Source organism: Stenotrophomonas sp. yr243 (genome assembly GCF_900184195.1).
Lineage (GTDB): Bacteria > Pseudomonadota > Gammaproteobacteria > Xanthomonadales > Xanthomonadaceae > Stenotrophomonas > Stenotrophomonas lactitubi.
This window is the reverse complement of the sequence record NZ_FXWT01000001.1, coordinates 209,827-222,440: the sequence shown is the minus strand read 5'-3', so window position 1 is coordinate 222,440 and position 12,614 is coordinate 209,827. Positions and strand designations below refer to the sequence as shown.

Annotated in this window: 11 protein-coding genes; 4 read left to right on the top strand and 7 right to left on the bottom strand. The window is 66.4% G+C overall.

The genetic code is table 11. The features are described from left to right. Positions 1 to 3: 3 nt before the first annotated feature. The 4 genes from QOL57_RS00925 to QOL57_RS00910 all read right to left on the bottom strand — a co-directional run bounded on the left by QOL57_RS00925 (position 4) and on the right by QOL57_RS00910 (position 4,844). Complete coding sequence (locus QOL57_RS00925; RefSeq protein WP_089240869.1) at positions 4 to 561, bottom strand: acireductone dioxygenase; 558 nt, start codon at positions 559 to 561, stop codon at positions 4 to 6. A 92-nt stretch (positions 562 to 653) separates the two neighbouring features. Then, the gene (locus tag QOL57_RS00920) at positions 654 to 1,295 is read right to left on the bottom strand and encodes a methylthioribulose 1-phosphate dehydratase (RefSeq protein ID WP_049467062.1); all 642 of its coding nucleotides are present in this window, start codon (positions 1,293 to 1,295) and stop codon (positions 654 to 656) included. A gap of 548 nt (positions 1,296 to 1,843) precedes the next feature. Further along, on the bottom strand, positions 1,844 to 3,271 hold the full coding sequence (locus QOL57_RS00915) for an amino acid permease (protein WP_089240871.1): 1,428 nt from the start codon (positions 3,269 to 3,271) through the stop codon (positions 1,844 to 1,846). 97 nt (positions 3,272 to 3,368) lie between these two features. Further along, entirely contained in the window at positions 3,369 to 4,844 is a 1,476-nt protein-coding gene (locus QOL57_RS00910; RefSeq protein WP_089240873.1) for an amino acid permease, read from the bottom strand. A 176-nt stretch (positions 4,845 to 5,020) separates the two neighbouring features. Between QOL57_RS00910 and QOL57_RS00905 the strand changes: the two genes are divergently transcribed. Then, positions 5,021 to 5,590, top strand: a complete 570-nt coding sequence (locus QOL57_RS00905) for an NUDIX hydrolase (protein WP_176429880.1) — start codon at positions 5,021 to 5,023, stop codon at positions 5,588 to 5,590. 181 nt (positions 5,591 to 5,771) lie between these two features. Here QOL57_RS00905 and serA read toward each other — a convergent pair whose 3' ends face one another. Continuing rightward, positions 5,772 to 7,013 (bottom strand): phosphoglycerate dehydrogenase, encoded by a 1,242-nt coding sequence (serA, locus tag QOL57_RS00900; protein WP_089240876.1) that lies wholly within the window; start codon positions 7,011 to 7,013, stop codon positions 5,772 to 5,774. A 169-nt stretch (positions 7,014 to 7,182) separates the two neighbouring features. Between serA and QOL57_RS00895 the strand changes: the two genes are divergently transcribed. The 3 genes from QOL57_RS00895 (at position 7,183) to QOL57_RS00885 (ending at position 10,800) form a co-directional block, all read left to right on the top strand. After that, the gene (locus QOL57_RS00895; RefSeq protein WP_089240878.1) at positions 7,183 to 8,571 is read left to right on the top strand and encodes an FAD-binding oxidoreductase; all 1,389 of its coding nucleotides are present in this window, start codon (positions 7,183 to 7,185) and stop codon (positions 8,569 to 8,571) included. 62 nt (positions 8,572 to 8,633) lie between these two features. Then, a complete protein-coding gene (locus tag QOL57_RS00890; protein ID WP_089240880.1) occupies positions 8,634 to 8,933 on the top strand; it encodes a DUF2388 domain-containing protein in 300 nt (99 codons plus the stop codon). A 100-nt stretch (positions 8,934 to 9,033) separates the two neighbouring features. Next, positions 9,034 to 10,800, top strand: coding sequence for a DUF4105 domain-containing protein (locus QOL57_RS00885; protein WP_244900811.1), 1,767 nt, complete (start codon positions 9,034 to 9,036; stop codon positions 10,798 to 10,800). Here the strand turns inward: QOL57_RS00885 and QOL57_RS00880 are convergent. Then, entirely contained in the window at positions 10,778 to 11,845 is a 1,068-nt protein-coding gene (locus tag QOL57_RS00880) for an ATP-binding protein (protein WP_089240882.1), read from the bottom strand. The genes QOL57_RS00885 and QOL57_RS00880 overlap by 23 nt on opposite strands. After that, the gene (locus QOL57_RS00875; protein WP_089240884.1) at positions 11,845 to 12,561 is read right to left on the bottom strand and encodes a response regulator; all 717 of its coding nucleotides are present in this window, start codon (positions 12,559 to 12,561) and stop codon (positions 11,845 to 11,847) included. The genes QOL57_RS00880 and QOL57_RS00875 overlap by 1 nt, the downstream gene beginning before the upstream one ends. Between the last annotated feature and the right edge of the window lie 53 nt (positions 12,562 to 12,614).

Below are 12,614 nucleotides of genomic sequence, written 5' to 3'. Positions count from 1 at the left end.
TGATCAGGACGCCTGGGTCGGAATGTAACGGGGGAATTTCTGCGCGATGTCGGTGCCGGTGAAGTGACCGACCCAGCCATCCGGCTCGGTGAAGAAGCGGATCGCCACGAAGCTCGGCTCATCGCCCATGTCGAACCAGTGGGTGGTGCCGTCGGGCACAGCGATCAGGTCATCCTTCACACACTCGATCTCGTAGACCTTGTCGCCCACGTGCAGGGTGAACAGGCCCGAGCCGGCGACGAAGAAGCGCACTTCGTCTTCCTTGTGGAAGTGTTCGTCGAGGAACTTCTTCCTCAGCTCGGCGCGGTTCGGGTTGTCCGGCGCGATCGAGGCCACGTCCACGCTCTTGAAGCCGCGCTCGGCGACCAGGCGGTCGATGTCAGCGCGGTAGGCAGCAAACACCTCGTCCTGGCTCGCGCCCGGGGCGACCGGCGCGGTGGCCTGCCAGCGTTCAAAGGTGACGCCGATCTTCTGCAGTTCAGCAGTGATGATCGCGCCGTCCTGGCTGTCCAGCAGCGGCGATTCGGGATGGGTATCGTCGTAGATGCGCAGTCGGCTCATGGCGGCAGCTTGAACGTCTCGGGGGGAGGACAGGGTAGCAGGGTGGCACCGAGGGCCAGATTCCAGAATGGCATCTGGCCTTACCGGAAACGTCAGCGGCGCAGCTTGCGCAGCTCCAGCTCGCAATGCAGCAGGAACTCGAACGCTTCCATGTGCCGGCGCGCTTCGGCCATGTCGCGGCCCCACGCATACAGGCCATGGCCATCGATCAGGTAGCCCCACAGGGTCTGGGTGTCGAGCAACGCGTCAACCTGGGCCGACAGCACGTCCATGTCCTGGGTGTTGGCAAACACCGGGATGTCGATGGCCATCTCGTGGGTGCTGTTGCCGGCGAAGGCCTTCAGCAGTTCGTAGCCCTCCACCCGGATATGCCCCTGCGGCGCATACAGGCGCGAGGCGATGGTCTGCACCGGCGAATGGGTATGCAGCACGCAGCCGATCTCCGGGAAACGGCGATACAGCTGGGTATGCAGCAGGGTTTCGGCGGAGGGGCGCAGCGGGCGGCCGACGGCCTTGCCATCGAAGTCCACCACCATGATGTCGTCTTCGATCAGGCGGCCCTTGTCCTTGCCGGACACGGTGATCGCGGCATGGCGGTCATCCAGGCGGTGGGAGAAGTTGCTGCTGGTGGCCGGGGTCCAGCCGGCCTGGGCCAGTTCGCGGACGTTGTCGATCAGCAGCTGGGCCAGTTCGCTCAGGCGCGCGGTGTCGTAGGGGAAGGTGGGGGCGTTCATGGGGGCGATTTTACTGGATTCGGCCAACGGCTGAGCCCCTCGTGGCTGGCGTCAGAAGCAGATTCCGTGGGTTGGCCGGTCGGGTGGGCTGCGCAGGGGACGCCGTGAACCCGTCCATGGGGGCTTGGCCGCGGCATCCATGCCGCGGACACCCCTGCGCAGCCCACCCGACCGGCCACGGACAGGTTCCGTGCGTCTCAGCCACGGAATGAAGAAGTAAGAGCAGAAGCGGGTCGCTTCGCTGCGCTTGCTCGGAGCGGAGCATGGCTCCGCTCTACAGCAGATTCGTCCCCAAACATTCATTTCCGGGAACGCTTCATCCACGCATGGCGTGGATCTACCGACAGCTGCGTGGACCTGTCGAAGGCGGGGTGGGGTGAGATTGCGGGGGCGTGAGCCGCATGGATGCGGCGACCGAGCTTACAGGGACGCACTTGCAGCGTCCCCCGCAATCTCACCCCTCCCCGCCAAACCCTCAGACCCGCCGGTGCCGTTGCTCTGGCTTCAAAGGCGGGTGCAGGGCCGCAGGCCCTGCAATGCAAAAAACCTCACTTCCCCCGCAGACGGCTGTGCTTGAACCCGTAGAAGAAGTAGATCACGAAGCCGACAAACGTCCACACGCCCATCAGCATCCAGTTGTGCAGCGTCATCGCCGACAGCAGCGCCAGGCAGCTCAGCACGCCCAGGCTGCAGATCAACCACGCGCCCCGGATGCGGAACGGACGCGGCAGGTCCGGCTGGGTACGGCGCAGGATCAGTACACCGGCACATACGGCCGCGAAGGCGATCAGCGTGCCCATCGAGGTCAGTTCACCGAGGATGTCCAACGGGAACAGCGCCGCCAGCAGGGCGATGCCGATGCCGGTGATGACCGTGTTGATATGCGGCGTGCGGTACTTCGGGTGGATCTTGGTGAACACCGGCGGCAAAAGGCCGTCGCGACCCATGATCATGAAGATGCGCGGCTGGCCGATGATCATCACCAGCACCACCGAGGACAGGCCGATCAATGCACCGATCTCCACCACCACCCGCAACCAGCCCAGCTGCGGATGCGCGGCCACGGCGGTGACTACCGGCTCATCGGTGCCCAGCAGCTGGTAAGGCACCAGGCCGGTCATGACCGCAGCCATCGCGATGTACAGCACGGTGCAGATCACCAGCGACAGCATCATCCCGATCGGCATGTCGCGCTGCGGCCTGTGTGATTCCTGCGCTGCCACAGATACCGCTTCGAAGCCGATATAGGCGAAGAACACCATCGCCGCACCGCGCAGAACGCCTTCCATGCCGTACTTTCCGGGGCCTTCGTTGGCGGGAATGAACGGGGTCCAGTTGCTGGTGTCCACGTACTTCCAGCCGACCACGATCACCAGCACGATCAGGCCGGTCTTGAGGATGACCATGGCCATGTTCATCGCCGACGACTTGCTGATGCCGACGTAGCAGAGCCAGGTCAGCAACAGCACCAGGATCGCGGCGGGGATGTTGGCGATGGCACCGGTCGGGCGCAGCTGCGCGTCCAGTGGGGCACTGACCAGCGCTGCCGGTAGATGGATGTCGAAATGGCTGAGCAGGCTGAGGAAATAGCCGGTCCAGCTGACCGCCACGGCCGAGGCGGAGACGCCGTACTCGAGTACCAGCATCCAGCCGATGAACCAGGCCGAGAGCTCACCGAAGGTGGCGTAGGTATAGGTATAGGCGCTGCCGGAGACCGGCACCATCGCCGCGAACTCGGCATAGGCCAGGGCGCAGAAGGCGCAGCAGATCGCGGCCAGCACGAACGACAGCATGATGGCCGGGCCGGCGTGGTTGGCGGCGGCCTGGCCGGTGATGACGAAGATGCCGCCGCCGATCACCGCGCCGATGCCGAGTGCGGTCAGACCCCAAGGGCCGAGGTGGCGACGCAGGCTGAGGCCGTTGGCGTCTTCGTGGGCGGCGTGCGGGTGCTTGGTGGCCCACAGTTGCTTGAACATGTGTGGTGGTCTTGTGCGGTGCGCCCTGTGAACGGGCGCGGGCGGAAATGCTTGCGGATATCGACGGGCCGGCGCAGGGGCCAGCCCGTCGGGAGGATCAGGGCGACTTGGCCAGCTTGCTGTGGCGGATGCCGTAGCCGAAGTAGATCAGCAGGCCCAGCAAGGTCCAGCCGACGAACAGGTGCCAATGCACCACGAACGCCTGCCAGAACAGGAACAGGCACGACAGCGCGCCCAGCGGGCAGATCACCCACACCAGCGGCACGCGGAACGGACGGTGCAGCTCCGGACGGGTGTAACGCAGGATCAGCACGCCCACGCAGACCGTGGCGAAGGCCAGCAGGGTGCCCATCGACACAAGCTCGCCCAGCACGTTCAGCGGCACCAGGCCGGCCAGCGAGGCGGCGATCACGCCGACCACGATAGTGGCCCAGTACGGGGTGCGGAAGCGCTTGTGGACCTTGCCGAACACCTTCGGCAGCAGGCCGTCGCGCGAGATGGTGTAGGCGATGCGGGTCTGGCCCATCATCATCACCAGCACCACCGAGGACAGGCCGGCGATCGCGCCGATTTCCACGGCGGTCTTCAGCCAGGACAGGCTCGGGTAGGCTTCCAGCGCGGTGGCCACCGGCTTGTCGGTGCCCAGCAGATGGTACGGCAGCATGCCGGTCAGCACCGCGCAGACGATGATGTAGACGATGGTGCAGACCGCCAGCGAGCCGAGCAGGCCGATCGGCATGTTGCGCTGTGGGTCCTTGGTTTCACCGGCGGCGGTGGAGACCGCATCGAAGCCGATGTAGGCGAAGAACACGATGGTGGCCGCGCGGAACACGCCGCTCCAGCCGAACTCGCCGGACACGCCGGTGTTTTCCGGGATGAACGGGTGCCAGTTGGCCGGGTCCACGTGGGCCGCACCGATGCCCACGAACAGGCAGATCACGAACACCTTGATGGCGACGATGATCGCGTTGACGAACGCGGACTGGGTCACGCCCACGTACAGCAGGCCGGTCACTGCCGCCACGATCAGTACCGCCGGCAGGTTGAACAGCTTGCCGGAGGCGGCGAACTCGTGTCCGTTCCAGGCGATCGGCGCCGCACTCAGCGCGTCCGGGAACGGCATGTGCAGCGTGGTGGTGATGAAGCTGATCAGGTACGCCGACCAACCCACCGCGACCGAGGCCGAGGCGAACAGGTACTCCAGCACCAGGCACCAGCCGATGAACCAGGCCATGCCCTCGCCGAGGGTGGCGTAGGAGTAGGAGTAGGCGCTGCCGGAGACCGGCATCATCGCTGCGAACTCGGCGTAGCACAGGCCCGCCAGCGCGCAGGCAATGCCGGCGAACACGAACGACAGCATCACCGCCGGGCCGGCGTGGTTGGCCGCGGCCTGGCCGGTGAGCACGAAAATACCTGCGCCGATCACCGCACCAATGCCAAGCATGATGAGGTGTTTCGCCGTGAGGGTCCGTTTCAACGTGGCTTCGCCGTCCAGGCTGCCTTCGATGGGTTCGCCGGCATCGACGTGCCCGGCCGGTTCGACCGGCTTGACCCTCAACAGAGCTTTCAGCATGCAGTACTTCCTGATGATCGGATTGGGAGGGCTGCCGGTACATTGCCAGCGGCCCGAATGGTGAAGGCCGCGCAAACGGCCCGCTGTACCTTAGCCAATGCTGAAGGCACCGCACAAGCGCAAACGCAACAATGAGCGGCGATAATGGCCGGTATTTTTCCGGGCACCCCGCATTCATGAGCGAAACCACCGAATCCCTTGCCGTGCTTGACGATCGCCTGCGCCGCCTGCTGCATGACTATGCGCGCAAAGAACCCGCCCACGACGCCTTGGCTGCCGAATTCGGCACATTGATCGACGATGTAGAAGATGCTTTCCGCCGCGAGCGGCTGGCAGGCCATTTCACCGCCAGCTGCTGGCTGGTCAGCGCAGACGGCCAGCGCCTGCTGCTGACCCACCATCGCAAGCTGCAGCGCTGGCTGCAGCTGGGCGGGCATGCCGACGGCGACCGCGACCTGGCCCGGGTGGCGCTGAAGGAGGCCGAGGAGGAGTCCGGCCTGACCGGGCTGGTGCTGGACGATCCGGCGATCTTCGACCTGGACAAGCATTGGATTCCGGAACGCAAAGACGTGCCGGGGCACTGGCACTACGACGTGCGTTTCGTGATCCGCGCGCTGGGCGGTGAGGATTTCGTGCTCAGCGAAGAGTCGCTGGAGCTGGCCTGGCGCCCGGTGGCCGAGGTCGCCAGCGATCCGCAGTCGGATGAATCAATGCAGCGCATGGCGCGGCGGTGGCTGGCACGCTAGCAACCTGTAGAGCCGAGCCCATGCTCGGCTGCCTTTCTGAGAGCGCCCATGCCGTGCATGAGCCGAGCGTAGGCTCGGTTCTACTAGAGGCAGCGATGCATAGTGCCCAGTAGATCCACGCCATGCGTGGATGGCGTGGTGCCGGATGCGTTCCGCCGGGCCATGCCCGGCGGCACGCCACTCAATACAGGATGCGCGTGCGCAACGTGCCCGGAATCGCTGCCAGTTCGTCACGCACCGCGCTGGCCTGCTCCTCACTAGCGGTGATGTCGATCACCACGTAACCCACCTTCGGGTCGGTGCGCAGGAACTGGCCGTCGATGTTGACGTTGTGCCGCGAGAAGATCTCGTTGACCTTGGACAGCACGCCCGGCACGTTCTGGTGGATGTGCAGCAGGCGCAGGCTGTCGGCGTGCTCGGGCAGGGTCACTTCCGGGAAGTTGACCGCCGACAGGGTGCTGCCGTTGTCGCTGTAGCGCACCAGCTTGGCGGCCACTTCGATGCCGATGTTGTCCTGCGCTTCCAGCGTGCTGCCGCCCACGTGCGGGGTCAGGATCACGTTGTCGTGGCGGGTCAGCGGCGATTCGAAGATATCGCCGTTGCCCTTCGGCTCGACCGGGAACACGTCCAGCGCCGCGCCACCGATGTGGCCGCTGGCAAGTGCAGCATCCAGCGCATCGATGTCGACCACGGTGCCGCGCGCAGCATTGATCAGGTGCGCGCCACGGCGCATCTTCGCCAGCTCGGTGCTGCCGATCATCCACTGCGTGGACGGCGTCTCCGGCACGTGCAGGGTGACGATGTCGGCGCGCGCAAGCAGGTCATCCAGGCTGGCCGCGGCACGGGCATTGCCCAGCGACAGCTTGGTTTCCACGTCGTGGAAGATCACCTGCATGCCCAGCGATTCGGCCAGTACGCCCACCTGGGTGCCGATATGCCCGTAGCCGATGATGCCCAGCACCTTGCCGCGCACCTCGTGGCTGCCGCTGGCCGACTTCGACCAGCCGCCGCGATGGCACTCGGCGTTCTTCTGCGGAATGCCACGGGTCAACATGATCGCTTCGGCGATCACCAGCTCGGCGACGCTGCGGGTGTTGGAGTAGGGCGCGTTGAATACCGGTATGCCGGCCAGTTCGGCCGCATCCAGGTCGACCTGGTTGGTGCCGATGCAGAAGCAGCCGACCGCAATCAGGCGCTTGGCCTCGGCCAGCACCTCGGCGCTGAGCTGGGTGCGCGAACGGATGCCGACGATGTGCGCCTCGGCAATGCGCGCCTTCAGTTCGTCCTCGGGCAGTGCCTTGGTGTGCGCCTCGATCTGGCTGTAGCCGGCGGCGCTGAACACCTCCACGGCGGTCTGGCTGACCCCCTCCAACAACAGCACACGGATATCCTGCTTCGGGAACGAGGTCTTCTTCGGCGACATGGGGCGGCACGGCCAGTGGGACAGGGGCTGACCACTATGCCAGATCGGAACGCCCATGGTGCAGTGCGCAATTGGTTGCAACTGCAGCTATTGAAGGCGCTGCAGGGCTGGACGCTGGGCCCAGCCACTGGCACGCTTGCCCGTTCTTCACGCCCCGCGCTGGACCGTCATGACCGATTCCCGCATCGCCTCGTTGCAGCAGGCCTGTCCCGGCCTGAAGCTGAAGACCGACCCTGCCGACCTGGAGCATTACGGTCGCGACTGGACCCGGCGCTGGACGCCGGCGCCGCTGGCGATCGCGTTGCCGGCCACGGTGGAAGAAGTGCAGGCGGTGATGCGCTGGAGCGCGGCCGAAGGCGTGTCGGTGGTTCCGTCCGGTGGTCGCACCGGCCTGTCCGGCGGCGCGGTAGCGGCCCATGGCGAGCTGGTGCTGAGCCTGGAGCGGATGAACAAGGCGCTGGACTACGACGCCGTCGACCGTACCCTGGTGGTGCAGGCCGGCATGCCGCTGGAGGCACTGCACAACGCCGCGCTGGAGCACGGCCTGATCTACCCGGTGGATTTCGCCGCGCGCGGTTCCTGTTCGATCGGCGGCAACATCGCCACCAATGCCGGTGGCATCCGGGTGATCCGTTACGGCAATACCCGCGAATGGATCGCCGGACTGAAGGTGGTCACTGCCACGGGCGAGCTGCTCGAGCTCAACAAGGGCCTGATCAAGAACTCCAGCGGCTACGATTTCCGCCAGCTGCTGATTGGTTCAGAGGGCACGCTGGGCGTGATCGTTGAGGCCACGGTGAAACTCACCGACCCGCCGCCGGCCAGCAACGTGATGCTGCTGGCGCTGCCCAGCTTCGACGTGCTGATGCAGGTGTTCGCCGCCTTCCGCGCGCGACTGCAGCTGCAGGCCTTCGAATTCTTCACCGACCGTGCGCTGGAGCACGTGCTGTCCCACGGCGCGCAGGCACCTTTCGATGAAGTACATCCCTATTACGTGGTGACCGAATTCGCTGCCGGTGATGAAGCGCAGGAAGCTGCGGCAATGGCCGCCTTCGAAGACTGCATGGGCAATGGCTGGGTCAGCGATGGGGTGATCAGTGCCAGCGATGCCCAGGCGGCGCAGCTGTGGCGCCTGCGCGAGGGCATCACCGAGGCGCTGGCGCGCTACAAGCCCTACAAGAACGATGTCTCGGTGCGGATCTCGTCGATGCCGGCGTTCCTGGCCGAGACCCAGGCGCTGATCGGCGACGCCTACCCGCATTTCGATGTGGTCTGGTTCGGCCATATCGGTGACGGCAACCTGCACATCAATGTGCTCAAGCCGGATGACACCAGCGATGCCGACTTCGTGACCCAGTGCGAGCACGTGACTAAGCTGCTGGCGCATGTGCTGGCGCGCTTCAATGGCAGCATTTCGGCCGAGCACGGTATCGGCCTGGTCAAGAAGGGCTACCTGGACAGCACCCGTGGCCCGGCCGAGATTGCGCTGATGAAGGCGGTCAAGCGCGCGTTCGATCCCGAAGGGCGGCTGAATCCCGGCAAATTGTTCGACCTTTGACACGGGCAAAGACTTCACCCAGCCGTTACGCTCCACCCACCCAATCGATGAACTCCCTGACCATGATCCGTCCGCTTCTGCTGCTTGCCCTGTTGTCCCTGCCGCTGGCCGGCTTCGCTTCGAGCTTTGCCGGCACCTCGGCCGGGTCGGCGACGGGTGCCTCTTCGGGTTCCTCGGGCAGCAGCTCGGGCGATGACAAGGTGGTGCTGGCTGCACGCGATGATGCGGCGGCTTTTGTCGCCAGCGATGGCCAGATCCGTGGCGCGCGCCTGCAGGCGGCACTGGTGCACCTGCGCGAGCAGGATGCAGCTGCACAGCAGCAGAGCGACCTGCAGCTGGCGCGCGCGCTTCTGGCGCGTTGATCCGGGCAGCATGACCTCCGCGTCATCGCTTTCTGTAGAGCCGAGCCATGCTCGGCTGAATGCCAAGCGCAGGCGGGCGATCACAGCAGCCACGCATGGCGTGGCTCTACTGCTGATCGCCCACGCTGCGCATGCGGCTGAGCGCCTGCAGCTCGATCCGTCCGGTCTCGATCCGGCACAGCAGCAGCTCGCCAGCCAGACCCTGGCCGACGTGCGGTCGCTGCTGCCGGAAGGCCTGCTGCGTGCATTGCCCGCGGAGGTGCAGGTCGGCTGGCGTGACGACCTGCCCGCGAACGTGCATGGCCGCGCCTTCGCCGGGCGCATCGCGCTGCGGCGCGACCTGCTGGATGACGATGTGGCCGGTGCCCGTCGTGCCCGCCGCAGCGCGCTGGTGCATGAACTGACCCATGTCGCCGACCGCACTGTTGCGAACTGGTCGCGCAGCGCCCGCTGGCGTGACCTTGCCGGTTGGCAGCGCAAGCCATGGCATCTGGGCCGCGGTGACAATGCCTTCCGCGACCGCAGCCCCGATGCCTACGAACTGACCGACCCGGCCGAGTACCTGGCGGTGAACGCCGAACACTTCGTGCTGGATGCAGAGTTCGCGTGCCGACGCCCGGCACTGGCGCAATGGTATCGGACGCACTTCGGTACGCCGCCATCGCTGCCTGCGCCGCACTGCACGGGCACTCTTCCGCTGCTGCAGGCCGACGCGGAAGAGGGCTCCGCTTCGCTGCTGGAGCTGGACCCGGCCCGGGTGTACGCCGTGGACTATCTGTTCGCCGAAGGCAGTGCGCAGCCGATGAGCCGCTGGGGCCACAGCATGCTGCGGCTGGTGATCTGCCGGCCCGGCCGCGCACCGGGACCGGACTGCCGGCTGGACCTGGAGCATCACCGGGTGCTGTCCTTCCGCGCCTTCGTCGGCGACGTGCAGATCTCCAACTGGCGCGGCCTGACCGGCGGTTATCCTTCGCGCCTGTTCGTGCTGCCGCTGCAGCAGGTGGTGGACGAGTACACCAAGGTCGAACTGCGCGGATTGGCCTCGCTGCCGCTGCAGCTGGACCGCAGCGAGATCGCCAGCCTGCTCGAGCGCACGGCACAGGTGCACTGGAGCTATGACGGCCGCTATTACTTCGTCAGCAACAACTGCGCGGTGGAGACGGCGAAGCTGCTGCAGGCAGGCGTTCCGCGTCTGGGCGAAGCCGGCCTTGCCCAGCTGAGCCCGCGTGGGCTGCGGCGACGGCTGGCACGGCTGCATGCCCTGGACGAGCAGGTGCTGGCCGATCCCGGGCAGGCCAAGGCGCAGGGTTACTACTTTGCCTCTGCGCGCGATCACTACCAGCAGTTGTTTTCGGTTGCCGCAGCGCAGATGGCGTTGCCGGCGCGCGATGTGCGCGCATGGCTGGCGCTGCCGGCGCAACAGCGCGCACCGTGGCTGCTGCGCGGTGATGTGCGTGCCAGCGCCGGCCTGCTGCTGCTGGAACAGGCGGCGCAGCGGCGCGCGGAACTGCGGTCACGCGACGCACTGAAGCGACGGTTGCTGGCCGACCCGGACAGCGCGGCCACCCGTTCGCTGCGTGCGTTGCTGGAACAGAGCGGCCAGTGGTTGCGCCCGGGCCAGTTGCTGGCCGACGCTGGTTACGGCCTGCCGCAGGCGGAAGAACAGGCGGAAGTTGCACGGGCAGCGGCCGCTGCCAGCGCACAGACGGTACCCGCCTGGCAGGCGCTGCGCGTGCAGCTGCGCGCGCAGCTGCCCGCGTCGCAGCGACGTGAGCTGGATGACATCGACCGCAATCTCGCTGTGTTGGGTGCGCGCGTACGTGAGCAGGCGGCCGAAGAGCCGCCTACTGGCGCGGTAGCTCGATGACGAAACGACTGCCTCCGGCTGTGCCCGGGGTGCAGTAGACCTGGCCGCCGTGCGCATCGGCGATGGCCTTGACCACCGCCAGGCCAAGGCCGCTGCCTCCGCCCAGGCGCGATCGTGAGCCGTCGCCGCGCATGAACGGATTGAAGATGTCAGCATGCAGGGCCGGGTCGATACCCGGGCCTTCGTCTTCAATCGCCACCTGCACGTGGGCCAGGGTGTCATGCACGGCGATGCGTACTTTGCCGGGGTTGGCATAGCGGCGCGCGTTTTCCAGCAGGGCCAGCAGCGCCTGCCGCAACCGCGTCGGGTCGCAATGGGCGGGGTGCTCTTCGCGGCTGGTTTCCAGCTCCAGCACGAAGCCGGCGCTGCGGAAGGCAGGATCGACCAGGGTCATCACCGAATGTACTTCGGCCACCACGTCGGTGCGGGCGCGGCGCACATCAAGGCGGGCATTGTCGGCCAGGCTCAGCACCCGCAGGTCTTCGATCAGCCGCGACAGGCCCTCGACCTGCGCCAGCAGGCTGCGGAACTGCGACTCATCAGGCTGGAAAACGCCTTCGGCGAGGCCCTGCAGGCGGCCGCGCAGGATCGTTACCGGTGTGCGCAGTTCGTGGGCGATGGCCGCGTGCCACATCACCCGTTCGCTTTCCATGTGCTGCAGGCGGCGCGCCATCGCGTTGAAGTCGTCCACCAGCGCGGCGACCTCGCCGGGGGAGTTGGCCTCGGCCGTGGCGCGCGCGCCGAGATCGCCGCCCGCCAGCGCGCGTACGCTGTCCACCAGTGAATTGAGCGGCGACAGGATGCGATGGGCCAGGCGGAACGAGGCGGCGATCGCCAGCGCCAGTCCAGTCAGGATCACCCCGACCATCCACGCCAGCTCGGGTCCAGTCGGCAGCCATCCTTCCGGCTCTTCGGCGCTGGCCGGGAAAAATTCGATCAGTACCGCATACAGCAGCCACGAAGAGAGGATCACCATCACGATGACGCCGACGACCATCAGCGACATCGACACGATGATGTGCCGGCTGAGCCCGGAGCGGCGCATCAGCGGTCGGCCATCAGGCGGTAGCCGACACCGCGCACGCTGGCCGGAATCTGGGTGAGGCCCACTTCGTCCAGTTTGCGCCGCAGCTTGCTGACATGGCTGTCCACGGTGCGTTCCAGCGCTTCGCTTTCCGGCAGGCATTCGTGCATCAGCTCGCTGCGGCTGAAGATCCGTGACGGCGCCAATGCCATGCAATGCAGCAGCTTGAACTCGGTCAGGGTCAGCAGCAGCTCGTGGCTGTAGCCGTCGCCTTCCACATGCACCGCGTGGGTGGCGGTGTCGATCAGCAGCGGGCCGACGCGCAGGGCGCTGGGCGCATCCGCCCGCGAACTGCGCAGCGTACGCCGCAGTACTGCGCGAACGCGCGCCGCCACCTCGGCGGGATTGAACGGTTTGACTACATAGTCATCGGCGCCCATCCGCAGTGCGGTCAGCTTGTCCAGATCCTGGTCCAGCGCGGTCAGCATGATGACCGGCGTTTCGCCGCGCTGGCGCAGCTGGGTCAGCACGCTCCAGCCATCCAGCCGCGGCAGCTGCACGTCCAGCAGTACAAGGTCCGGGCGCATGCTGCGATGCATGTCCAATGCAATCTGGCCATCGGCCGCACGCAGGGTACGCAGGCCCTCGCGTTCAAGGTAGGCGGCAAGGATGTCGGCGATCTCGGCTTCGTCCTCGACGATCAGGACCAGCGCCGCGAGGGCAGGGGAGGCATGCATGGCAAGGCGAGGCCGGAAGGTGCTTGCCCTCCATCGTATCTCCACAGTTCCTC

What these genes read in the sequence shown, in the direction of transcription:
- QOL57_RS00875 (WP_089240884.1), bottom strand. Translation starts at nt 12,561, where the DNA reads ATGCATGCCTCCCCTGCCCTCGCGGCGCTGGTCCTGATCGTCGAGGAC.
- QOL57_RS00925 (WP_089240869.1), bottom strand. Translation starts at nt 561, where the DNA reads ATGAGCCGACTGCGCATCTACGACGATACCCATCCCGAATCGCCGCTG.
- QOL57_RS00910 (WP_089240873.1), bottom strand. Translation starts at nt 4,844, where the DNA reads ATGCTGAAAGCTCTGTTGAGGGTCAAGCCGGTCGAACCGGCCGGGCAC.
- QOL57_RS00890 (WP_089240880.1), top strand. Translation starts at nt 8,634, where the DNA reads ATGATCCGTCCGCTTCTGCTGCTTGCCCTGTTGTCCCTGCCGCTGGCC.
- serA (WP_089240876.1), bottom strand. Translation starts at nt 7,013, where the DNA reads ATGTCGCCGAAGAAGACCTCGTTCCCGAAGCAGGATATCCGTGTGCTG.
- QOL57_RS00905 (WP_176429880.1), top strand. Translation starts at nt 5,021, where the DNA reads ATGAGCGAAACCACCGAATCCCTTGCCGTGCTTGACGATCGCCTGCGC.
- QOL57_RS00915 (WP_089240871.1), bottom strand. Translation starts at nt 3,271, where the DNA reads ATGTTCAAGCAACTGTGGGCCACCAAGCACCCGCACGCCGCCCACGAA.
- QOL57_RS00880 (WP_089240882.1), bottom strand. Translation starts at nt 11,845, where the DNA reads ATGCGCCGCTCCGGGCTCAGCCGGCACATCATCGTGTCGATGTCGCTG.
- QOL57_RS00920 (WP_049467062.1), bottom strand. Translation starts at nt 1,295, where the DNA reads ATGAACGCCCCCACCTTCCCCTACGACACCGCGCGCCTGAGCGAACTG.
- QOL57_RS00895 (WP_089240878.1), top strand. Translation starts at nt 7,183, where the DNA reads ATGACCGATTCCCGCATCGCCTCGTTGCAGCAGGCCTGTCCCGGCCTG.